The organism is Bacteroides mediterraneensis, from assembly GCF_016900355.1.
In the GTDB taxonomy this organism is placed as follows: Bacteria; Bacteroidota; Bacteroidia; order Bacteroidales; family Bacteroidaceae; genus Phocaeicola.
The window spans coordinates 160,977-184,774 of the sequence record NZ_JACJKA010000002.1 but is presented as its reverse complement, the minus strand read 5'-3'; the positions used below and the strand labels follow the sequence as shown (position 1 = coordinate 184,774).

General features: G+C 46.6%; 15 protein-coding genes. 8 read left to right on the top strand and 7 right to left on the bottom strand.

All coding sequences use genetic code 11. The features are described from left to right. Window positions 1–31: 31 nt before the first annotated feature. From H6A28_RS02600 to H6A28_RS02585, 4 genes are all read left to right on the top strand, one after another. Window positions 32–3,052, top strand: coding sequence for a SusC/RagA family TonB-linked outer membrane protein (locus H6A28_RS02600; RefSeq protein WP_204478721.1), 3,021 nt, complete (start codon window positions 32–34; stop codon window positions 3,050–3,052). A gap of 25 nt (window positions 3,053–3,077) precedes the next feature. Further along, complete coding sequence (locus H6A28_RS02595) at window positions 3,078–4,760, top strand: RagB/SusD family nutrient uptake outer membrane protein (RefSeq protein WP_204478720.1); 1,683 nt, start codon at window positions 3,078–3,080, stop codon at window positions 4,758–4,760. A 248-nt stretch (window positions 4,761–5,008) separates the two neighbouring features. Then, a complete protein-coding gene (locus H6A28_RS02590) occupies window positions 5,009–7,291 on the top strand; it encodes a GH92 family glycosyl hydrolase (protein ID WP_430641263.1) in 2,283 nt (760 codons plus the stop codon). Between the two features lie 21 nt (window positions 7,292–7,312). Next, window positions 7,313–8,713, top strand: a complete 1,401-nt coding sequence (locus H6A28_RS02585; RefSeq protein WP_204478718.1) for a glycoside hydrolase family 28 protein — start codon at window positions 7,313–7,315, stop codon at window positions 8,711–8,713. 101 nt (window positions 8,714–8,814) lie between these two features. Here H6A28_RS02585 and H6A28_RS02580 read toward each other — a convergent pair whose 3' ends face one another. The 3 genes from H6A28_RS02580 to H6A28_RS02570 all read right to left on the bottom strand — a co-directional run bounded on the left by H6A28_RS02580 (window position 8,815) and on the right by H6A28_RS02570 (window position 14,964). Then, entirely contained in the window at window positions 8,815–12,969 is a 4,155-nt protein-coding gene (locus tag H6A28_RS02580; RefSeq protein WP_204478717.1) for a hybrid sensor histidine kinase/response regulator transcription factor, read from the bottom strand. 26 nt (window positions 12,970–12,995) lie between these two features. After that, window positions 12,996–14,165 carry an MFS transporter AraJ gene (gene araJ, locus H6A28_RS02575; RefSeq protein ID WP_204478716.1) on the bottom strand — a complete coding sequence of 390 codons (1,170 nt, stop codon included), beginning with the start codon at window positions 14,163–14,165 and terminating at the stop codon, window positions 12,996–12,998. A 91-nt stretch (window positions 14,166–14,256) separates the two neighbouring features. Then, complete coding sequence (locus tag H6A28_RS02570) at window positions 14,257–14,964, bottom strand: M48 family metallopeptidase (RefSeq protein ID WP_204476522.1); 708 nt, start codon at window positions 14,962–14,964, stop codon at window positions 14,257–14,259. A 108-nt stretch (window positions 14,965–15,072) separates the two neighbouring features. Here H6A28_RS02570 and H6A28_RS02565 point away from each other — a divergent pair, with 108 nt between their 5' ends. After that, window positions 15,073–15,249: a DUF4250 domain-containing protein gene (locus H6A28_RS02565; RefSeq protein ID WP_204476520.1), complete on the top strand. Its 177-nt coding sequence runs from the start codon at window positions 15,073–15,075 to the stop codon at window positions 15,247–15,249. 88 nt (window positions 15,250–15,337) lie between these two features. Here the strand turns inward: H6A28_RS02565 and H6A28_RS02560 are convergent, their stop codons facing one another. Next, the gene (locus H6A28_RS02560) at window positions 15,338–16,345 is read right to left on the bottom strand and encodes a class II fructose-bisphosphate aldolase (protein WP_204476518.1); all 1,008 of its coding nucleotides are present in this window, start codon (window positions 16,343–16,345) and stop codon (window positions 15,338–15,340) included. 342 nt (window positions 16,346–16,687) lie between these two features. Between H6A28_RS02560 and H6A28_RS02555 the strand changes: the two genes are divergently transcribed. Then, window positions 16,688–16,942: a type B 50S ribosomal protein L31 gene (locus tag H6A28_RS02555; protein ID WP_007564320.1), complete on the top strand. Its 255-nt coding sequence runs from the start codon at window positions 16,688–16,690 to the stop codon at window positions 16,940–16,942. 315 nt (window positions 16,943–17,257) lie between these two features. Beyond that, the gene (locus H6A28_RS02550) at window positions 17,258–19,687 is read left to right on the top strand and encodes a glycosyl hydrolase family 95 catalytic domain-containing protein (protein WP_204478715.1); all 2,430 of its coding nucleotides are present in this window, start codon (window positions 17,258–17,260) and stop codon (window positions 19,685–19,687) included. A 93-nt stretch (window positions 19,688–19,780) separates the two neighbouring features. Here H6A28_RS02550 and efp read toward each other — a convergent pair whose 3' ends face one another. After that, window positions 19,781–20,347 carry an elongation factor P gene (gene efp / locus H6A28_RS02545; protein WP_204474356.1) on the bottom strand — a complete coding sequence of 189 codons (567 nt, stop codon included), beginning with the start codon at window positions 20,345–20,347 and terminating at the stop codon, window positions 19,781–19,783. 189 nt (window positions 20,348–20,536) lie between these two features. Here efp and rpmH point away from each other — a divergent pair, with 189 nt between their 5' ends. Next, window positions 20,537–20,698, top strand: coding sequence for a 50S ribosomal protein L34 (gene rpmH, locus H6A28_RS02540; protein WP_007564314.1), 162 nt, complete (start codon window positions 20,537–20,539; stop codon window positions 20,696–20,698). Between the two features lie 358 nt (window positions 20,699–21,056). On the opposite strand, the gene gpmI is transcribed toward rpmH, so the two are convergent. After that, window positions 21,057–22,571 (bottom strand): 2,3-bisphosphoglycerate-independent phosphoglycerate mutase, encoded by a 1,515-nt coding sequence (gene gpmI, locus H6A28_RS02535; protein WP_204478714.1) that lies wholly within the window; start codon window positions 22,569–22,571, stop codon window positions 21,057–21,059. A gap of 185 nt (window positions 22,572–22,756) precedes the next feature. Beyond that, window positions 22,757–23,749 carry a translation elongation factor Ts gene (gene tsf, locus H6A28_RS02530; protein ID WP_204474360.1) on the bottom strand — a complete coding sequence of 331 codons (993 nt, stop codon included), beginning with the start codon at window positions 23,747–23,749 and terminating at the stop codon, window positions 22,757–22,759. Window positions 23,750–23,798: the final 49 nt, after the last annotated feature.

Sequence of the window (23,798 nt, the reverse complement as noted above, 5' to 3'; positions counted from 1 at the left end):
TTGAAAACTAACCTTTTAAAAATCTAAATTTATGTGTAAAGTACAATTGAAAAATGCAAGACTAAGGCCATTTGTTTTATTCATGGCTCTTTTTCTGATGAATGTCTCATGGGCATTCGCGCAGCTCACAGTTACAGGACGTGTACAGAGTAAATCAGGTGAACCCCTGATTGGTGTAAACGTTGTGGAAAAAGGTACCACCAACGGAACTGTAACCGATTTGGATGGTAATTATTCTCTTCAGGTAGCAAAAGGGAAAACCCTTGTATTCTCTTATATTGGTTTTCTGACACAGGAAAATATAGTGAAAGGTCCCAGAATAAACGTAACCCTTCTGGAAGATACAGAAACCTTGGATGAAGTGGTAGTTATCGGTTATGGTAGCATGCAGCGTAAGGATGTGACCAGCTCCATCACTACGGTAAAGGCGGAAGACCTGAACGTGGGTGTCGTTACTACTCCGGCCCAGATGCTGCAGGGTAAAGTCCCCGGTCTGACTATCGCCAACACCAGTGACCCGAACGGTTCGGCTTCCATCTCTTTGCGTGGTGCTTCTTCACTGCGTACCGGTGAGGCCATGGAACCCTATTATGTAGTGGACGGTGTGCCGGGTGTCAGCATTTCTCTGGTAGCCCCGGAAGATATCGAAAGCATTGACGTGCTGCGTGATGCTTCTGCTACTGCCATCTACGGTTCTAAAGCCGCCAACGGTGTAATTATCATCACCACCAAGAAGGGCAAGAAGGACGGACGTACCAGTGTAAGCTATAGCGGCTATGTAGCTTGGGACCGCACCCTGAAAACCCTAGACATGATGACAGCAGACGAACTTTTAGACTACGCCGAAGCAAATAACATTGTCCAGCTAAAAGACTACTATGACGTAAACAATCCAGCTAACACTAACTGGCAGGACGAAGTATTGCGTACTGGTTTCAGCCACAACCATAACGTGTCTATCAACGGCGGCAATGAAAAGACCAATTACAGTGCTTCATTGAACTTCCAAGACCGTGAAGGTGTGGTAAGAGGCACCAGCATGGACCGTCTGAATGCACGTACCTTCGTACAGACCAAGGCTCTGAACAACCGTCTGGAACTGGCCCTCAGCCTGAACGCTAGCGTACGCAACAGCTCTACTGGTCCGACCGACATACAAGGACGTAGCGTACTGGATGCTATGTACTATTACAACCCATTGGTTCCAACTAAAAATGCAGACGGCACATGGTATCGCAACCTGAACATCTCCCAGAACTACAACCCGCTGTCCATGATCAACGAGGACCGTTACGATACGAAGGAGAAATTACTGCAAGGTACGGCACAGGCTACCCTGCACATCATTGATGGCTTGGACTGGAACCTGAATCTTTCATACCAGAACCAGCAGTACATTTATAATACCTACAATACATCACAAACCCAGCTGCCCTCCGTTGTTTCCAAACACGGTCAGGCAGACCGCAGCACGCTGGAAAACATCCGCAAGCAGATGGAAACCTATCTGAACTGGAACCATACTTTTGCCGATGCTCATAAGGTAGGCATCATGTTGGGCTACTCCTGGGAACAGGCTGACAACAACGACGGTTTCGGACTTAGAGCATATAATTTCTATAATGACGATTTAACTTACCATAATATGGGTCTTGCCAACAACATGGATATCAGCGATATCATCAGCAATACCCTTTCTACTTTGCGAATGATTTCCTTCTACGGACGTGTAAACTACAGCTACAAGAGCAGATACCTGCTGCAAGCTACTGTCCGTCGGGACGGTTCTTCCGCTTTCGGTGAAAACAACCGTTGGGCCACTTTTCCATCTGTATCTGCTGCATGGCGTATCACAGAGGAGCAATTCATGAAGAACCAACACGTATTTGACGACTTGAAATTGAGAGTTGGTTACGGTGTCAGTGGTAACTCACTGGGATTTGATGCTTTCATCTCACGCCCGCTGTATGGTGCTACCGGAACATGGTTTGATTCCGTAAATGCAGATGGTAGTATTTCCAAGTACAGAACTTTGGGAGCTCTTCGCAACGCAAACCCAGACTTGAAATGGGAAAGTACAAGCATGTTTAACATTGGCATTGATTTCGGTTTCCTCCATAACCGTCTAAGCGGTACCATCGAATATTACGACAAGCGTACTAAAGATTTGATTTATGATTATCAGGTTTCTACCAACCGTTATCCTTATGGTACCATGACAGCCAATGTAGGTAGTATTAGCAACAAGGGTATTGAAGTAACTATCAATGCGATACCAGTACAGACTCATAACTTTACATGGAGCACGACATTGAACCTGTCACATAATAAAAACATGGTAGACAAACTGACTAACGCATCCTATTCAGTTGCATACTTCAACATGGCTGACCCTGACGTAGGTGGATTCCCAGGCGAAGAAGTACAACGCATCATGGAAGGTTCACCCATCGGACAATTCTACACCTACGAATGGGCAGGATACAATGAGAATGGAGTATCCGTATTCAACGACTATGACGCAGATGGAAACCTGATAGGGACGACCGATGCCCCGACAGATGAAGACCGCCGCAAGACAGGCAGCGCACAGCCGAAACTGACTTACGGATGGAACAACGACTTTACATGGAAGAACTGGACTCTTACCGCTTTCTTCCAAGGAGTAGCCGGAAACAAGATTTACAACGCTACCCGTAACTATTACAATAACGTAGGACTGGTTGCTGCTGGAAAAAATGTGCTGAGCGAAGTAGCCACTGAACAGCGATTTGTCGATTCCAACGCACATCGTCCTTCCGACCGCTATCTGGAAAACGGCTCTTATCTCCGCCTGGCTACATTAACGTTAGGCTACAACTTTGGTAAATTGGGCAACTGGGTGAACAATCTGCGCATTTACGCTACTTGCAACAACGTATTTACCATCACCGGCTACAAGGGACTGGACCCGGAAGTCTATCTGGGTGGTTTAACTCCGGGTGTAGACTGGCGTCAAACTCAATATCCACGTACACGTACATTTATGGTAGGTGTAAATGTAAACTTCTAACCTTAAAAACAGGAGACATACAAATATGAAAACAAAATATTTTATTTCTGCCGCTTTATTGGCACTTACATCAGTCGGCTGTACAGACTTGGATGTGGACATCAAATCACAGTACACCGAATATCCTGAATCAGAGATTGCATTAAACGCACGTCTGAGCAATGCCTATTATGCTTTTCGCGGTGCTTTGGGACGTCGTTACGACGAGCTCGTATCCTGCAACTCGGATGAATATACAGCAGTCAGTTTCGATACCGACTACTTGAACGGACGCGATATGTCCGACATCTCCCTCCACATGGTTAATGCGGATGCCAGCAACAGCCAGCTGGCGGTCTACAACGACATTCAGGCAGGTATCGTAAACTGCAACCAGCTGCTCATGGACCTGGGCGAGAATGAGGAGAATGTGAGCACTACCGCTCCTTTACGAGCTGTGCGTGCGTTCTATACTTTCCTGCTGATGGACAACTGGGGAGACACTCCTATCATTGACTACAAGTTATTGGACAACAATTCAGCCATTGAACGCTCTCCACGTGCAGAAGTAGCTAAGTGGATTGAATCAGAACTGCTGGCCGTACGTGACGATTGTCCGAGTGAAGTTTCCGCAGCAACCTACGGAACACCGACCTGCTGGATGGTAGACGCATTACTTGCCAAGTTATATATTAATTGGAACGTATATACTCAAGATGTAACTAGTGCAAGCTGGGATCCCAATGCAAATAATGGCAAGCTGAAAGACTGTATCGCAGCCTGCGACCGTGTCATCGAGTCACATCTTTTCGACCTGACAGATGACTATAAGACAAAGTTCATGTATACGAATGGTCCGCAGATCAAGGACTTTATCTATGCCATGCCGTATGATGCCGTAACCGCACAGGGTATGACCTACGCCCGCTTCCGTACCTGGCGCCGAGGACAGAATGACAATGGTTTCTATAGTATAGAAATGACCAACTCCGTGGGTGGAAACATGACCCTGACCCCGGAATTTGTAGAACTTTTCTGCCTGCAAGGAGATGATCGAAATAGTGTAATTGCCGGAAGTACAGGAGAAAATATTACTAAAACATCTTTCGATGTATACCAATATGACAATGCTACAGGTATGCCAACCAATGTTCGTAACACCTATAAAGGAGACTTGGTCACCTTCAGCAAATCCATATCTTTGGCTACCGGTACTTATGAAAAAGATGGGGTTATTTTCCAACGCGTACCAGATGCAGACCTCAACTGTGGTGCAACTTTGACCGGATGGACACAGGGCTACCGCTCCATCAAGTTCTTCCCGGACATCAACGACTACAACGTATATAGCCGTAACCAGGACAACGATGTACCTATCTTCCGTTACGCTGACATCATACTGATGAAATGTGAAGCCATCGTCCGTGGCGGTGCAGCCACACTGGGAGATACCCCGCAAAGTCTGTTCAACCAAATCCGTCACTATGTACACGCTCCAGAACTGAATCATGATCCGAGCCTTCAGGAAATTCTAGATGAACGCGGACGTGAATTCCTGGATGAACATTGGCGTCGTAACGACCTGATCCGTTTCGGTGATTTCGAACGTGACTGGGGCTTCAAATACGACTACAATCCCGATGCGGCCAATCCGCAATACCGTCTGTTACCGCTGGCTCGTGACGTGCTGAATGCAAATGCGAACTGGGAACAAAACCCTGGTTATTAATTCATTACTATAAAATATCGGTGAGGGACTTCCCTCACCGATATTTGTAAATCATTTTATTTCTAAAGTTTTCAAAGGTTAATTCTAAATATAGAAACTACAGATTATGAGTTGAATAATCTTAAACCTGCGAAGCATCATAATGACAGTTTCTTATTTTTGTGGGAAATACACATAGCAATCACGTAGATTTAAGATTTATGAAAACACATCTCACAACATTACTCAAATCACTGATTTATGGAACAATGGTTCCATTAATGATTTCGTGTACGGGGGAACATTCCCACGAAAACTTATTATCATACATTGACACAAGAGTGGGCACTGCCGCCAGCACGACTCACACTGCAGGGATGTTTGGCAAGCATACCGAAGAATACGGACAAACCTTACCCGCCGTATTGGAACCCAACGGTATGAACTTCTGGACTCCACAAACTCAGGATACAGAACTGAAATGTATTGCTCCCTATTACTACCGTGATTCCTTATTCCAAGGATTCCGCAATTCCCACTGGATTGTGGGAGGATGTACACAAGACTATGGCTCCATGACACTGACGGCTTCCTTCGATTCATTACGATGCTTGCCGGAAAAAAGAGCCACCCGATTCACACATGAGCAGGAAACTGCTACCCCTTCTTATTACTCTGTGACTTTGCCTGATGAACATCTTCAGGCTGAAATGACAGGCCGTTCACGGTCGGCCATTTTCCGTTTTTCCTATGAAAAAGCGGGAAAAGCTTATCTCATCGTCAATCCCAACAGCGACGAAGGAGAAGGATATATTGAAATTGATACACTTCAGAAACGTATCTATGGCTACAATCCCGTACACCGTATTTATCAGGGCTGGGGAGAACCAGCCGGATACAGTGGACACTTTATCATAGACTACCAGAAAGATCCCTGTGACTTCGGGACTTTCCATGCAGATAGCCTGTTCCCTGGACAGACAAAAATTGGTCATGAAAAAAACATCGGAATCTATATAGGCTTTCACGTGGAAAGCCACGAACAAATATTGGTCAAAGCGGCTTCTTCCTTCACCGATAGAACAGGAGCCGAACGTAACCTGCAACAGGAAATTCCACATTGGAACTTCGATCAGACCCGAAAGGAACTTACCGCCATCTGGGAAAAGCACCTGTCTGCCATCGAAGTGGAAACTCCAGATCAGGAAGCCAAAGAGAAATTTTACGGAGCTTTCTACCGGGCCTCTTTCCTGCCCCGCACGTTCAATGACGTAGACGGCAGATATCCGGCTTTTGCACAGCAAGATTCCACTCTCCAGCTGGCACAAAACGAAACCTACTATGATGACTTCAGCATGTGGGATACCTATCGGGCCCTGCATCCGCTCATCAATTTATTATTCCCTACAAGGGGAGGAAACATGATGCAGTCGCTCGTCCACAAATATGAGCAGGGTGGCTGGCTGCCTATCTTCCCGTGTTGGAACAGTTATACAGCGGCTATGGTGGGCGACCACTGCATTGCCGCATTGGGAGATGCCTACGTGAAAGGTATCCGCAACTTTGACATCGAAACAGCCTACAAGGCCATGCGGCAGAATGCGTTCGAATCACCCGCCAAAGAAGAAGATTACCGGAACGGGATGGGACGCCGGGCCTTACAGTCGTACCTGAAATATGGCTACATCCCATTGGAGGACAGTGTGCCCGATGCTTTCCACACCAAAGAGCAGGTGTCACGTACCTTGGAATATGCCTACGATGACTTCGTGCTTTCTCAAGTGGCCAAGTTACTCCAAAAGACTGACGACTACAAACTGCTGGCAGCTCGTGCGCAGAATTATCGTAACGTCATCGACCCCGCTACAGGATATGCACAGGGACGACACGCCGACGGCACCTTCCTGAAAGAAGCGAATGCCTTCCAGTTTACCAAATTCATCACCGAAGGGGCACCCTGCCATTACACCTGGTATGTGCCGCAAGACCCATACGGACTGATGGAATGCATGGGCGGACGGCAGCACTATGTGGAGAAACTGGACTCCATGTTCAGCGAACAAAGATACTGGCACGGCAATGAACCCTGCCATCAGGTAGCTTTCATGTTCAACTATGCCGGTGAACCGTGGAAAACACAGCAGGCTGTACGCCACATCATGGATACGGAATACTTGAACGCACCTGGAGGTTTGTCGGGCAATGACGATGCCGGACAGATGTCGGCTTGGTATATCTTTGCATCCTTGGGATTCTATCCGGTTTGTCCAGGCTCACCTTATTATGTATTGGCCAGTCCATCGTTCACAAAAGCCACACTGCACCTGGAAAACGGAAAGACCTTTACCCTACAGGCGGACAATGCTTCCAAGGAAAACATCTATATACAGAAAGTAACCTTGAACGGAAAACCTTATACGCGCAACTACATTACACATAAAGATATTACGGAAGGAGGCGAAATGGTATTTCTTATGGGAAATACGCCCAATAAAACATGGGGAAATGCACCAGAAGATTGTCCTCCCTCTTTGGTTGAAGTTTCTGAATAAAAACTTAAAGTCCATTATATTATGAAAACAAAAAATATCCTACTTGCACTACTCAGCATCTTCCTTCTCGGAGCATGCCACTCGTCCCAAACAGGGATTTACAACATCATGGACTACGGAGCCATAGGTGACGGAAAAACAGATGATGCAGCTGCCATCCAGAAGGCCATCAATGCCTGCTCCGAAGCAGGAGGAGGTACGGTACTTGTCCCCGCCGGACATACTTTCCTTTGCGGACCGTTCAAGCTGGCTTCCTTTGTAGAACTACAATTAGCTCCTAATTCCCGATTGCTGGCCAATCCGGATGAAAGTATCTATACTGAAAGTGCCTTTGGTGCCAACCGGGGAGAAGGTATGATGTGGATCAGCGGAAAAGACTTGAAAAACGTCTCCATCACCGGTACCGGAAGTATCGACGGCAACGGAGTGGCTTTCATGGGCAAAGAACTGGAAGATTCCTACGAACTGAAACCGGTAACCGACCTTGACCCGCGTCCGCACGTGCTTACGCTGACCCACATCGAAAAGCTGGTGATACGCGATGTGAACATCTGCAACAGTGCCTACTGGACAGTACACCTGATTGGCTGCCGCAACGTCATGATTGACGGTATCAGCATCCTCAACAACCTCAAGATCCGGAACGGTGACGGTATCGATGTAGACCACTCCAAGGATGTGCGCATTTCCAACTGTTTCATTGAATCGGGAGATGACTGCATCTGTTTGAAGAACCGAAGAGAATTTGAGGAATATGGAAGTTGCGAGGATGTAGTAGTGACCAACTGTACGATGACCTCCCGTTCCTGCGCCGTGAAAATCGGCTCGGAGAACATGGACAAAATCAACAACGTATTGTTCACGAACTGCATCATCAAAGACAGCAACCGAGGCATCGGTATCCAGAACCGTGACGAAGGTACGGTGACCAATGTGATATTCTCGAACATGATTGTCGACTGCCGCTTCTTCTCAAATGTATGGTGGGGCAAAGCCGAACCAATCTATGTCACTTCTTATCCGCGTGCCGTAGGTAACCACAAAGACGCAGGCTGGCGCTTCCCGAAAGGAGCCGTGAAAGGTGCTTGTGGAGAAGTAAGTCGCATTTATTTCCATAACATCAAATGCACAAGTGAAAACGGAGTCTTCGTAGGAGGCGATACCCCCGACAAAATCAACAGGATTTACTTTGATCAGGTAGAAGTGAACTTGCACAAACGGACGACCTTTGAAGGAGGTATTTACGACAAACGCCCGTGTGACGGAGAAGGATTCCTGAAAGGAAAGACTTACGGATTCCTCATCCACACAGCTTCAGACATCGAGCTGAAGGACTGCATGATCAATTGGGGAGACACTCGACCGGATTATGCGGCAGAAGATGTACACTTAGAGAATGCAGCTCGAGTCATACAAAAATGACAATAGCTTAGTGCTCATAAACCCGTTGTGAAACGGTACATTTCTAAATTTCTTTTTTTGGCCGGAGTGCAGTTCCTTGCATTCCGGCTTCTTCTTTTATTTTAGGAACGTCCTACTGAACTTGGCAAACAGCCGAAACGCTGCTTGAAACATTTCGTAAAGTATTTAGGGTCATTAAAGCCTACCGCATAAGCCACTTCCGATACATTGGCTTCACCTTTTCCCTGTTCCAACAGCTGATATCCCATATCCAAACGGAAATTTTTCATAAATTGCCCGATTGGCATTCCAGCCAGATTCTGCATTTTCTGGTTCACCAAGGTCTTACTGTAACCCATGTCCCGAATGAATGCATCCAATCCGTATTCAGAATCCGCGTAATACTTCTTCATCAGTTCGATGGCTTTATCCATAAAGGTTTTGTCCCTCGATTCTTCAACCAATCCCAGTTCACTCACGTCTGCAAGTGCAACCGGTTTGGAAAGTCTCTCCTGATAACCACGACGCAATGTTAAAATGTTACGGATGCGATATTTGAACACCTCCGCATCGAAAGGCTTGCACAGATATTCATCGACTCCTACCGAGTAACAAATCTTCTCATTCTCTTCCGAACGAACCGCTGTCAGAATCAGGAAAGGAATATGACTGGTTTCCAAGTTCTCCTTCACTCGTTTCGACAATTCCAATCCGTCCATTTCCGGCATCAACAGGTCGCTGATAATCAAATCGACAGAATGTTTTTTAAGTATCTCCAGAGCCTTCACCCCATTCTCAGCTTCCAATAATTTATATTCTTTCTTCAACAACGAATGAATGTATCGCCGCATATCACTGTTATCGTCCACCACCAGTATGGTAGCCCGGACCGGTGATACCGGTTCACTCTTCGACTTTGAAGCCTCACTTTCCGAAGAGGCCGTTTCCACAACCCTCAGTTCCTCCTCTGCCGGCAAATCTTTCATCGGCAACTGAATACGGAAAGAAGTCCCTCCGGCCCGATTATTCCGAGCATAAATCACGCCCCCGTGCAAGGCAATGATCCGTTTGCAAACATTTAAGCCAATACCCGTTCCGCTTTGCCCGAAAACGGGGTAAGCCACGGTATTCTGCGACTGATAGAAACTGTCGAAAATCTGCTGCAAATCGTTTTCCGGAATACCGCATCCCGTATCCGATACAGACAGATAAAGCTGTACTTGCCCTTCCTCGTCTACCAGCCGGGCCGCATACAGGCGGATCGTTCCTCCGTCGGGCGTAAATTTCACGGCATTGGCCAGCAAATTCGTCAACACCCGATGCAGATATTTAGGGTCGGCACTGACCGAAAGTCCCTGCAGGTGATAATATGTCTGCAACGTAATATGCCGGTCTTTCACAAAAGAATTGAACGGCAACAACAAATCCTCTATCATGCCCACCAGATTGAACGGATGAATATTCAGTTTCACCTTTTCCGTATCGAGTTTCCGGAAATCCATCAATTCATTTACCAAAGACAGCAAATCCTCCACATTGCGTTCGGCAATATGAAGCTGTTCTTTTACTTCTTCATCGGAAGTCAGTGCCAAAGCCTGTTCGATAGGTCCGTGAATAAGCGTGACAGGCGTCCGGAATTCATGAGTGATATGCGTAAAGAAACGTATCTTTTCTTCGGCCATTTCTTCCACATGATGCGCCATGACCTCCAGGCTGTGATTCTGCACTTCCAGTTCATGGGTCCGCCGGGCTACCAACTGTTCCAGCACTGCCTGCCGGTGTTTCAGCCGACGTACCTTATAACGATAAAAAAGGATGTAAAGAGAACCTGTCACCAAAATAATCAATGACCAGAACCACCAGGATTTGTAATAATACGGGCGTACCTTCAAGTCTAACCTCCACATCTCTTTCTGCCATTCTCCCTCCTGATTGGTGGTCTGTATTTCTAACCGACAGTTTCTTGACGGAAGCGAAGACAACGTAATCACCGGATTCTCGGATGGAAGCTCTATCCATTCCTCATCATTTCCGACCAACCGGTAACGGATACGGACAGACTCGCTATAACCATATTCATGAGTGGTCAAAGCCAGTTCCAGTTTGTCACCTTCTTCCAGCTCGGACAAATTCTTTCCATTTCCATACATCCACAATCCACCATTCACCCGACAAGACGAAATGACTACCCCACGTGCTCCTGCCGATTCAGGTATCTTTTTCAACAAGATTTCACACACCCCATGGTTTTTTCCACAATACAACCGATTATAACGCGATGAAAAATACAGCGTGTGCATATTATATTCCTTATCCAGAATACCATCTATTTTTCCGTATGGAATAAAAGTATTCTCCTCCACTTTCAATCGACACAATCCATTTTCGGTAGCAAGCCATAAACTCCCCTCTCCGTCTTCAGCCAGTCCATAGACCGTATTCTCATAAAGTCCCTCCTTAGGACCATAATGTTTGAACAGGAAACGACCACCTTCATCCGAAAGCAAACGATAAAGTCCCGTAGCCTTTCCTCCCAGCCAGATATTTCCACGAGCATCCTGAAAAACGACGTTGATGCGTTCTACCTGCGTAGATCTCGTATCATCAAGCTTATAACGCAGATAGGTATAAGTAAAATGCCGGCGTGAACGGGCAAAAGAAAACAAATCGACAATATACAATCCTTCAGAAGTACCAACCCACAAGCGCCCTTTCCGGTCGACACACAACGAACCGACCGATTCGAACTCATTCACATCCGAACCGAATCCGACCTGCCGAAACAAATCCTGCTTCTTGTCATAAAACACCAATCCGTGCGTAGTGCCAAACCAGATACCCCGATTAATGGAATCTTCTGCGGCACTCATGATAAATTCATCTTCCAACCCCGGCACCTCTCCATTGGAATGTTGCCGGAACACAGCCTGTGGACGGTTCAAGTCCAGTTCACTGATACCGGCTCCCCAGGTGTAAGCCCACAAATGATTGTCACTATCTATCAGCAATCCGTTCACATTGTTCGAAAGGATGGACGACCGGTTTTGCGGCACAAACGAATAATGCTGCACCGCCTCCGTGACCGGATTCATCTGGTAGAGTCCGCCTTCTATCGTACCTACCCATAAGTTTCCCGTCTTATCTTCTGTGATTGCACTGATTTGAGGAGCACGTCCTTCGGCAAGCTGCCAAGGGATATCACCCAATCGGGATACTTCCAACCGACGCGGACGGTACAACAGGTTCACACCTCCATCCTGCGTGCCGGCCCAGATATCCTCCCCATCCGTAAACAGACATACAATGGTGTTGGAGTTCAAGCCACTTTCTTCCGGGGCTTCCAACCGACGGATAAAAGAGAAAGAATCGGAATCAGGATTGTACACATTCAGTCCATTGAGTGTGGAAACAATCAGATGCCCGTCGGCTGTCAGTTTCATATCTGTAATATACGCCTGGCTGAGCATCCCTTCCCGGTGAGAGGAATATCGATAACGTTTTAAGGTTCTTGTATCCCGATAATACCGGAAAAGTCCGCGGTTACTTCCTATCCATACACATCCCTTGTCTTCCAACAAGCAGGAAATACGCCAGTCAGCACTGAAAGGCACGATGGATTTTGATACCAGGCGCTTGCCAATCGTATGGTCTTTATTTTTTACCATCCAATATACCTGATTTCCGATACTGGCACACACTCCCCCCTTCAGTTCCGCAATTGCCGTAAGGGCGTTTTCCCCCTCTTTCTGCATACGATAGCAGGCGGCAATCTCTCCGGAAGTATCCAACTCCAGGCACCACAACAGTTTGTCGGTCACAATCCAAACATCTCCATCGGAAGCCTGTAAGATGGCATGTACAAACGAAGTGGATAAGTATGCCAGTTCCGGCAACTTGTTCCCATTCAACCGGTCTAACGAGAGCACTTTTCCCGTCGGCAGGTCAATCAAATCCAGACCGGCATCCGAGCCTACCCAAAGCCTTTTATGACGGTCTTCAGACAGGGCATACACATAATTCCCTTTCAGGCGGTAAAAAGGCTCTTCCACGCCATAATTCAGGAAACGATATCCGTCGTAACGAGCCAATCCGTCCTGAGTGGCAATCCAGATGTAACCATACGAATCTTTTATCACGGAAGTCACCGAGTTGTTGAGCAACCCCGTTTCCTCCGTCAAGTGATAAAAGTTATATTTCGAGAAAAATGTATCTTTCGCGTTCAAACGGAAAGAATATCCTCCCAAACAAATTATCAAAGCCAACAAAAGTAATCTCATAGTATATTGTTTATGATACAACCGTATCAGTTCTTGCATTCCACGGAGACAGCCCTACGCTCCCTTCGGATATACCAGGAAACACAAATCCATCCCAAAGCCACCACGAAAACTCCCACGAGTGCCGGATAACGGTAACCCAGTCCGGCATCAATCGGAAGTCCTCCGGCGTAGGCTCCTACGGCATTGCCCAGATTGAAGGCAATCTGCACGCAGGCAGCTCCCATCATCTCACTTCCCCTGGAATTCTGCAACAGCAACAGCTGCTGGGGAGGTGACACGGCAAACAAAGCAGCCGCACAGACAAACATCAACAAGACAGACAACCACGGTACCCCGGCAAACAGGAAAGTGCCCAGCAAAGCCAGCATCATAAACACTTGCGTGAACCGTACCACGGGTGCCAGTCCGTACAAATCGCCGCAACGCCCGCCAATCAGGTTGCCAATCGTCATGCCCAGCCCGGCCAGCATCATGATCCACGTCATGCTTTCCGGCTGGAATCCGGCTTCGTGCAACATCTGCGGAGTGACATAACTGAACCAGCAGAACACTCCGCCGTTACCAAACATTGTGGTCAGGATAATGAGCCACGGAGCCAGGTTGCGCAGGAAACGGAACTGTCCTTTCAATCCTGTATCGGGCAAAGCCAGCAGCGAAGGAATCCATTTCCATACCAAGAAGAACACCAGTAGTCCCCAGCATGTATTAAACAGGAAGGGGACCCTCCAAGAAAACAGCGTACTCAGCAACGTGCCGAAAGGTACACCGAACAGGTTAGCAATGGTCATACCTGCAATCATCAATGCCACGGCCTGTGAAGTTTTGCCTTTATCGGCCACTTTCTCGGCCACGATAGAACCCACTCCGAAGAAGGCTCCATGAGGAAGACCGGACACAAACCGCATCAACAACAGCATCCAGTAGTTCGGCGAAAGGGCCGCACACAGGTTGCCGAAAATATAAATGGCTGCCAGTCCCAACAGAATCTGCTTCAACGTGCGCGTACGGGCTATCAGCACCGTCAATGGAGCCCCTACACACACTCCGATGGCATAGGCCGAAATACAATGTCCGGCCTCTGGTATACTAATATTCAAATCATGCGCCACTCGAGGAAGAATTCCCATCATGACAAATTCTGCGATGCCCAGCCCTAACGTACCGGAAGCCAACGCCAACAAACTCTTTTTCATTCAAACAATCTTTTTTACCTAACCTAAATCCAGCGCAAAGTTACATTAAAAAAGAGTATGAAAGACACAATATCCCTTCTTTTTAAATGTCTCAGAAAGATGGATGAAACCGACGGAGTTCCGCACGCAGGCGCAAAGCCTGTCCTGCTGTCATATCGTTCAGCAGTTCCCAGAAACGAGGGCCGTGATTCATTTCCCGCGTATGAGCCAGCTCGTGCAATATGACATAATCAATCAGGTGTGAGGGTACCAGCATCAGATAGCAGGAAAGACTGATGGTGCGGGCCGACGTGCAACTGCCCCACCGCGAACGGGCCCCCGTAATCCGCACTTTCCGGTAGGTCAGGCCAAAACGCTCGGCCCATACTTTCAATAAAGGAGGTAAAAATTCCGAGGCCACTTTCTTCATGGCACGCACAATGGCTGCCCGTACCAACTTCTGTACGGCCTCATCCGAGAAATCGGTATGAACCGGACAAAACACGGTCACTTCGCCCGAGGACCGTAACCGCACGGTAAAACATTTCAGCTGACTGGGTTCCAACGACAGGCGGAAACAATCGGCCTCTATCCGGAAATTAAAATCCAAGGGTTGCTGGGCTACCCGCCGGAAACGCTCCAGCAAGTCAGCCCGGAACTGTTCCAGCGTAGACAGCACCTTATCGGTCTTGCTGTAGGGCGGCACCGTGAGATACAAGCCGTCGGGCTTCACACGCATCGTGATGTTTCTTGCCCCGCGGCGGGTGGCAATCACAATGCGGCGGAAATCTCTATCTTCTATCACTCGTTTGGTTGACATAGCTTTGCAAAGATAACAAATAAATTATCAACCGGATAAGTACAAGGAAACAATAAAAGCCGTAACTTTGCACCCCGAAAAAAGAAGATTCGTAAAAAACAATATAATATGGAATTGCCTAAAGACCCGATGATGCTGTTCAGCTTCATCAACATGAAATTGAGAGACTATTATCCTTCACTCGACGCACTTTGTGCCGACCTGAACGTGAGCAAGGAAGATATTGTGAAACGCCTGAAAGAGGTGGGATTCGAATACAACCCCTCACAGAACAAATTCTGGTAATCAAGCGCACAAACAATAAAAAGGCTGCCTTCCGAAAGGAAAGCAGCCTTTATTCATTTTATCAGGTGTGATAAAGTATCAAGCGCAATTAGCACTGAGCCAATTTACCGTCAGAACCCAATACGTTGATGATTTTGTGCTTGTAAAGTTTTTCCATGTTGTCACGAGCCGGGCCCAGGTATTTACGCGGGTCGAATTCAGCCGGTTTTTCAGCGAATACTTTACGGATAGCAGCAGTCATAGCCAAACGAGAGTCTGAGTCGATGTTGATCTTGCAAACTGCAGATTTAGCAGCCTTACGCAACTGATCTTCAGGAATACCGATAGCAGCTTCCAGTTTACCTCCGTATTTGTTGATAGTATCAACTTCTTCCTGAGGAACTGAAGAAGATCCGTGAAGAACGATAGGGAATCCCGGCAATTTTTTCATAACTGCATCCAATACGTCGAATGCCAAAGGAGGAGGAACCAGACGACCAGTAGCCGGATCTACGTGGCACTGTTCCGGTTTGAACTTGTAAGCACCGTGAGAAGTACCGATTGAGATAGCCAATGAATCGCAACCTGTACGAGTAGCGAAGTCGATTACTTCTTCAGGGTCAGTATAAGTGTGGTGTTCTGCACAAACTTCATCTTCTACACCGGCCAATACACCCAGCTCACCTTCAACTGTTACGTCGAACTGATGTGCATAGTCAACTACTTTCTTAGTCAAAGCTACGTTTTCTTCGTATGGCAGATGAGAACCGTCGATCATTACTGAAGAGAATCCCATGTCGATGCAAGACTTGCAGAGTTCGAATGAATCTCCGTGGTCAAGGTGAAGCACGATTTCAGGATGTGCGCAACCCAATTCCTTTGCATATTCTACAGCACCTTCTGCCATGTAACGCAGCAAAGTCTGGTTAGCATAGTTACGAGCACCTTTAGAAACCTGGAGAATTACCGGAGATTTTGTTTCTACAGCAGCCTTGATGATAGCCTGCAACTGTTCCATATTGTTGAAGTTGAAAGCCGGGATGGCATATCCACCTTTGATTGCTCTAGCAAACATATCTCTAGTGTTTACCAGACCTAAATCTTTGTAATTAACCATTTTTGTAAGTTTTATAGTTGTTAGTAATTAATTCCACCTGCAAAAGTAACAATATAAAAAGAATTAGCAACACACTACCTCATAGATTTTCTTTCTTTTCTTGAGGCAAATCAATCCGAACCGAAATATTTACTGTACATGCGGCAAGGATGCAAAGTAGATATGACAAAAATCAGGCCACCTTTTTATAAAAGCCTTTGACGGATAGAATATTTTTGGGTGATTTCTTTTTAGTTTCAAAGAAATAGCGTATCTTTGCAACCCGAAATAGACCATTACACACTTTATCAGTGTTACCACATATTTTTTTGTCAATAATAACAACAAAAAGTATATACTAAAATGAAAAAAGGCATTCATCCTGAAAACTACCGTCCGGTAGTATTTAAAGACATGTCAAACGGTGACATGTTCCTGTCTCGTTCAACTTGTGCAACTAAAGACACAATTGAATTCGAAGGTGAAACTTATCCGTTGGTTAAGCTGGAAATCTCTAGCTCATCTCACCCGTTCTACACTGGTAAGTCTAAACTGGTGGATACAGCAGGACGTGTGGACAAGTTCATGAGCCGTTATGCAAACCACAAGAAAAAATAATTGATTATTTTTCGGGAAAAATAAAGAAAAGCCTTTCCATCGTGACGATGGGAAGGCTTTTTTTGTGACCGTTCAGATTCCCCCGAAAAAACGCAAGTGCGTTTGGACTGAAACGCCTTTGCGTTTGAAATAAAACGTCCTTGCGTTTTGAATGAAACGTACTTGCGTTTGACTTCAAATGCACTTGCGTTTCCATTCAAACGCAAAGACGTTTTTTTACACTTACTTTTTTACATGTTTAAAGTCCATTTTTTGCCTTTCCGAAATTTTCTTGATAACTTGCGACTGATTTCTTTTTTAACACACACACTAACTATGAAAAGTATTTTTATTCGTAAATGGAAGGGCATTGTGGTAATGGCCTGCACCATTTCATTGCCTACATTCCCACTTTCCGCACAAAACCAGCTGGTGCTGCATTACGACCGGCCTGCGGAATATTTCGAAGAGGCTCTGGTCATCGGAAACGGCACGATGGGAGCCATTCTTTATGGAGGCACGGACAAAGACGTCCTCTCCCTGAACGACTTGACACTATGGACCGGTGAACCTGACCGGAAAGTCACGACGCCCGATGCCTACAAGGCCATCCCGGAAATCCGGGCCTTGCTTGACAAGGAAGACTACCGAGGCGCAGACCTCGCCCAACGAAAGGTGCAGGGACACTACAGTGAAAACTACCAGCCGCTGGGACAGCTCTCCATCACCTACTTGGACACCCCTGCAAAGATAACCGGATACCAGCGGACACTGGACATCCGGCAGGCACTCGCCCGGACCAGCTACCAGCGGAACGGAAAGGCTTTCTCCTGCGATTATTTCGCTTCGGCTCCTGACTCTGTCCTCGTACTCCGTCTGCAGACGGAAAGTGAAAAGGGACTTCAAGCTACACTTGCCTTCAACTCACTTCTGCCTCATGCCACTACAGCCACAGGCAATGAAATCTCTGCGGAAGGCTATGCTGCCTACCATTCTTATCCGGTGTATCTCGATGACATGAAAAACAAGCACCTGTACAATCCGGAACGGGGCACGCATTTCCGCACCCTGATCCGGGTAATTGCCCCCAACAGCCAGGTGAAGAGTTTCCCGTCGGGTGAACTGAAGATAGCCGGCGGGAAAGAGGCGCTGATTTTAGTGGCCAACGTGACCAGCTTCAACGGCTTCGATAAGGACCCGATGAAAGAAGGCCGTGACTACCGAAACCTGGTAGCACAGCGAATGAACCGGGCCGCACAGAAATCATTCGACACACTTGAAAAGGCCCACGTGGCCGACTACCAGTCGTTCTTCAACCGGGTAGAACTGAATCTCGGCACGACCGACAAAGCCATTGCCAGCCTGCCGACTGACGTACAGTTGCTGCAATATACCGACAAAGCCCAGAAGAACCCGGAACTGGAAGCCTTGTATTTCCAGTACGGCCGCTACCTGCTCATTTCCAGTTCGCGTACCCCGGGGGTTCCGGCCAACCTGCAAGGACTGTGGAACGAAAAGCTGCTTCCACCCTGGAGCTGCAACTATACCAGCAACATCAACTTAGAGGAAAATTACTGGGCTGCCGAAACGGCCAACCTGAGTGAGATGCACCGCCCGCTGATGGAATTCATCGCCAACCTGCAACATACAGGGGAAGAAACGGCCAAGGCCTATTATGGCGTAGACAAAGGATGGTGTCTGGGACAGAACACGGATATATGGGCCATGACCTGTCCGGTCGGTCTGCACGGGGGTGACCCTTCATGGGCTTGCTGGACCATGGGAGGTGCCTGGCTGTCAACCCATATTTGGGAACGCTATGCCTTCACCCAAGACAAGGCCTTCCTTCAGCAATATTATCCGGTACTGAAAGGGGCTGCCGAATTCTGCCTGAACTGGTTGATTGAAAAGGACGGCAAACTGATTACTTCACCGGGAACTTCTCCGGAGAACAAGTTCGTGACACCCGACGGGTATGTAGGTGCCACTTCTTACGGCTGTACAGCCGACTTGGCCATGACCCGCGAATGCCTGATTGATGCATCCAAGGCTGCCGAAGCTCTCGGTACGGACAAAGAATTCCGGAAACAGATTGAAAAAACCCTGGACCGCATATTACCTTATCAGATTGGCAAGAAAGGTAATCTGCAGGAATGGTTCCACGACTGGAGTGATGAAGACCCGCAACACCGTCACCAGTCACACTTGTTCGGTTTGTATCCGGGCCGTCACCTGTCAGTGGAAAGCACTCCCGACCTGGCCAAAGCTTGCGCCCGTACGCTGGAAATCAAAGGAGACAAGACTACCGGATGGAGCACCGGCTGGCGTGTCAACTTGTATGCCCGCCTGAAAGACAGCAAGAATGCCTACCATATCTATCGCCGTCTGCTGAACTATGTCAGCCCGGACAACTACAAAGGAAAAGATGCCCGTCGCGGAGGAGGTACGTATCCGAACCTGCTCGATGCCCATTCTCCGTTCCAGATTGACGGAAACTTCGGAGGTTGTGCCGGCGTGATTGAAATGCTGATGCAATCGTCCGAAAACAGCATCCAGCTGCTCCCGGCTCTTCCCGAAGCATGGAAAGACGGCAGCGTGAAAGGCATCTGTGCCCGTGGAGGTTTCGTGGTCGACATGGAATGGAAAGACGGGAAAGTGACTTCCCTGTACATCCAGGCACGAAAAGGAGGAAAGACAAAAGTCAGCTTCAACGGCAAGACCAAAACCGTCAACCTAAGAGCGAACAAAGGTATCCAGCTCTTGTAAGAGCAAAAGATATAACAAGCAGAAAGCCGCACTGGAATGTTCCAATGCGGCTTTCTTTTTATCTTCGAGAATGATTTCTCTGACAGTATATCATCAAGCTTTTACACGACCTACGTAAGAACCGTCACGAGTATCGACTTCGATAATTTCGTCCTGGTTGATGAACAACGGTACACGTACAGTAGCACCTGTTTCAACAGTAGCCGGTTTAGTAGCGTTAGTAGCTGTATCACCTTTCAGACCCGGTTCAGTGTAAGTCACTTTCAACTGTACTTTTACCGGCAGTTCAGCGAACAGGATAGTTTCAGTAGAAGCATCAGAAACTACATCTACTACCATTTCTTCTTTCAGGAAGTCTACACCTTCAATCAGGTCGTGAGCGATAGGCACCTGTTCGAAAGTTTCCTGGTTCATGAAGATATAGTCTTCACCTTCTTTATACAGATACTGGTAAGGACGGCGTTCTACACGTACATCTTCCAGTTTCTCACCGATGTTGAAACGACGTTCCAATACGTATCCGTCTACCACGTCTTTCAGTTTCGTACGCATGAAAGTGTTTCCTTTACCCGGTTTTACATGCAGGAAGTCAATGCAGAAATACAATTTGCCATCCATACGGATAGCGGTTCCGATTTTAATGTCTTGAGCATTAATCATAACTTAAATCCTTTTATTATTATGTTATAGTTGATTTATTCTCTGAATACGGTTGCAAAATTAATCTAAATCACGAAAAAACACAAAAAGATTTGTCTAAAAATGATTTAGCACTTTGATTATTAAAAAAAAGTCACTAATTTTGCAGCCCGAACGCATGGAATAATAACATAAATAGTATATACGAAAATGAAAAGAACATTCCAACCCTCTAACAGAAAGAGAAGAAACAAACACGGTTTCCGTGAAAGAATGGCTACCGCTAACGGTCGCCGAGTATTGGCAGCACGTCGCGCTAAAGGCCGCAAGAAATTAACTGTATCTGACGAATACAACGGAGTGAAAGCTTAATCAAGCACTCTGTTTGATAGAAAAGCCGCAAAGTAATCTCATTTTACCTTGCGGCTTTTTATTTTCTTTCCTATCAGGTTTCGGAGGAGAACGACCGACAATCTTCCAGACTATGCGTTTGTACTTTCTCCCTCTTCTACCTTGTTTCCGCGAAAAAAAACGTATCGCCCACACTCACCAAGCAGGAACCGCACATCGCCTCACAGACAGCAGGTCATCCACCATCCCCTACTACATCCACAAAGCAAAGTTTCATCAGACATGCCGTTTGACCGCAAAGCATAAAAAAACGGGCTTCACTACCTTTTTGCAGCGAAGCCCGACTTTTTATATAGTTCTCTTGAGGATTTCAGACAGCTTATTTAATCAGGTCATGACCTGTCATTTCTGCCGGCTGAGCCATACCTAAAATGTGCAGGATAGAAGGAGCAACATCGGCTAACACACCGTTTTCTACCTTGGCATTCTTGTTTTCTGTGACGTATACAAACGGAACCGGGTTCAAAGAGTGAGCCGTGTTCGGTGTACCGTCGGCATTCAAAGCGTGGTCAGCATTTCCGTGGTCGGCAATGATGATCACTTCATAACCGTTTGCCTTGGCAGCTTCTACAGTATCTTTCACGCAGTTGTCGATAGCAACTACTGCCTTTTCGATAGCTTCGTAGATACCTGTGTGACCTACCATATCGCCGTTGGCATAGTTTACTACGATGAAATCGTATTTCTGTGTACCGATAGCTTCTACCAGTTTGTCTTTCACTTCGTAAGCACTCATTTCCGGTTTCAGGTCGTAAGTAGCTACTTTCGGAGATGGAACCAGAATACGGTCTTCGTTGGCATACGGAGTTTCACGTCCACCGTTGAAGAAGAAGGTTACGTGTGCATATTTTTCTGTTTCTGCAATGTGCAGCTGAGTCTTTCCGTTGTTGGCCAGGTATTCGCCCAGTGTGTTCTGTACGTTTTCCTTGTCGAATAGGATGTGAACACCCTTGAAAGAAGCATCGTACGGAGTCATGCAGTAGTACTGCAATCCCGGGATAGTCTTCATGCCTTCTTCCGGCATATCCTGCTGAGTCAACACGATAGTCAACTCTTTCGCACGGTCGTTACGGTAGTTGAAGAAGATTACTACATCGCCTTCCTTGATGGTACCGTCGAAGTTTGCATTGACAATCGGTTTGATGAATTCATCGGTTACACCTTCATCGTATGATTCCTGCATAGCCTGTACCATGTCAGTAGCTTTCTTACCGATACCGCTTACCAGCAAGTCGTAGGCTTCTTTGATACGAGCCCAACGTTTGTCACGGTCCATAGCGTAGAAACGACCTACGATAGAAGCAATCTTACCAGTTGATTTTGCACAATGGTCAGTCAGCTGTTGGATAAATCCTTTACCGCTCTTCGGGTCAGTGTCACGACCGTCCATGAAGCAGTGGATGAATGTATTTTCCAGTCCATATTCCTTTGCGATGTCACACAATTTGAACAAGTGATCCAAAGAAGAGTGTACACCACCGTTGGAAGTCAATCCCATGAAGTGCATGTTCTTGCCATGCTCTTTTGCGTATGAGAAAGCAGACACGATTTCTTTGTTCTTCAGGATGCTGTTGTCGGCACAAGCACGGTTAATCTTTACCAAGTCCTGATATACGATACGTCCGGCACCGATGTTCAGGTGACCTACTTCAGAGTTACCCATCTGTCCGTCGGGAAGACCTACATTTTCACCACTGGCCTGCAACTGTGAGTGAGGATAGGTAGCCAGCAGGCTGTCCCAGTAAGGAGTCGGAGTATTGAAGATTACATCATCTTTCTGATGGTCGCCACATCCCCAACCATCCAAAATCATTAAAAGCGCTTTCTTTGCCATAATCTATTTTGTTTAAAAGTTAGAATTCCATTCTATGTTTTCCGGCAGCAAAAATACAAAATATCCAGCTTGATGAATTACTTTTCCTGATAATAATCAATAAAAAACGGCTGCTTGAAACAAACAGCCGTAAAACAAATCGGGCATGCAAAACCGCATGCCCGAAAAAGAATATTGAATATCGATTATTCAGCGCGCAAAGTGAAACGTTTGAAGTCTGTGATAGCCAATTCAGGATCAGCTTCTTTCAATACGTCAGCTACAGTCTTCTTCGGTTCCATGATGCTTTCCTGGTTCAACAGACAAACTTCTTTCAAGAATTTGCCCAGACGACCTTTGGCAATGTTCTCAATCATAGCCTGCGGCAAGTGAGCAGCCTTTTCAGCAGCTACAGTTTCTTTGATTTCCTTTGCTTTAGCTACATCTTCTGCAGAAATCCAGCCCTTAGCCATGTTGCTTTCCATGTGCTCTTCGCTGTCTACGTGAGCCGGGTTAATACCCGCTTTCTTCAACGCAGCTTCTACAGCCTTCTGAATCTGTTCAGCTTTAGTCTTTTCAACAGCAACCTTGATTTCTTCTTCTTTTACAGCTTCAGGTACACCGGCCTCATCGATAGCAATCGGGTTCATAGCTGCAATCTGCATACAGATTTCGTGAGCCACTTTTTCATCACAAACCTTATTGAAAGCTACGATAGTGCAAAGCTGGTTCTTGTTCATGTGGTTGTAAACAGCAGTGCAAGCGCCAGAAACGAAGTTGTAACCATCCAATTCTGTCTTTTCACCTGTGATACCGCTGCGTTCTACGATTGCGTCAGCAATTGTACCGCTACCCATCGGCAGAGCCTTTACTTCATCCAAAGTCTTGCATTTGTTAGCGATAGCCGCATCCAGGATAGCCTGAGTCAGCGCTACGAAATCAGCATTCTTAGCTACGAAGTCAGTTTCACACTTCAAAGCAATCATTGCTGCATAGTCGCCAGTTGATTTAGCCAGTACACAACCTTCTGAAGTTTCACGGTCAGAACGTTTTGCAGCTACAGCCTGTCCTTTTTTACGGATAATTTCTACTGCTTTGTCGAAATCGCCTTCAGCTTCTGTCAAAGCATTTTTACAGTCCATCATACCAGCTCCTGTCATTTTACGGAGCTTGGTGATATCAGCCATACTTACAGCCATAATAATATCTTTTATTTTGAGTTAATAATATGCATAAAAACAAAGTTGA

Bases quoted from the DNA above. Each gene is read 5' to 3' on its own strand.
- H6A28_RS02600 (WP_204478721.1), top strand. From the start codon at position 32: ATGTGTAAAGTACAATTGAAAAATGCAAGACTAAGGCCATTTGTTTTA.
- H6A28_RS02595 (WP_204478720.1), top strand. From the start codon at position 3,078: ATGAAAACAAAATATTTTATTTCTGCCGCTTTATTGGCACTTACATCA.
- H6A28_RS02590 (WP_430641263.1), top strand. From the start codon at position 5,009: ATGGTTCCATTAATGATTTCGTGTACGGGGGAACATTCCCACGAAAAC.
- H6A28_RS02585 (WP_204478718.1), top strand. From the start codon at position 7,313: ATGAAAACAAAAAATATCCTACTTGCACTACTCAGCATCTTCCTTCTC.
- H6A28_RS02580 (WP_204478717.1), bottom strand. From the start codon at position 12,969: ATGAGATTACTTTTGTTGGCTTTGATAATTTGTTTGGGAGGATATTCT.
- araJ (WP_204478716.1), bottom strand. From the start codon at position 14,165: ATGAAAAAGAGTTTGTTGGCGTTGGCTTCCGGTACGTTAGGGCTGGGC.
- H6A28_RS02570 (WP_204476522.1), bottom strand. From the start codon at position 14,964: ATGTCAACCAAACGAGTGATAGAAGATAGAGATTTCCGCCGCATTGTG.
- H6A28_RS02565 (WP_204476520.1), top strand. From the start codon at position 15,073: ATGGAATTGCCTAAAGACCCGATGATGCTGTTCAGCTTCATCAACATG.
- H6A28_RS02560 (WP_204476518.1), bottom strand. From the start codon at position 16,345: ATGGTTAATTACAAAGATTTAGGTCTGGTAAACACTAGAGATATGTTT.
- H6A28_RS02555 (WP_007564320.1), top strand. From the start codon at position 16,688: ATGAAAAAAGGCATTCATCCTGAAAACTACCGTCCGGTAGTATTTAAA.
- H6A28_RS02550 (WP_204478715.1), top strand. From the start codon at position 17,258: ATGAAAAGTATTTTTATTCGTAAATGGAAGGGCATTGTGGTAATGGCC.
- efp (WP_204474356.1), bottom strand. From the start codon at position 20,347: ATGATTAATGCTCAAGACATTAAAATCGGAACCGCTATCCGTATGGAT.
- rpmH (WP_007564314.1), top strand. From the start codon at position 20,537: ATGAAAAGAACATTCCAACCCTCTAACAGAAAGAGAAGAAACAAACAC.
- gpmI (WP_204478714.1), bottom strand. From the start codon at position 22,571: ATGGCAAAGAAAGCGCTTTTAATGATTTTGGATGGTTGGGGATGTGGC.
- tsf (WP_204474360.1), bottom strand. From the start codon at position 23,749: ATGGCTGTAAGTATGGCTGATATCACCAAGCTCCGTAAAATGACAGGA.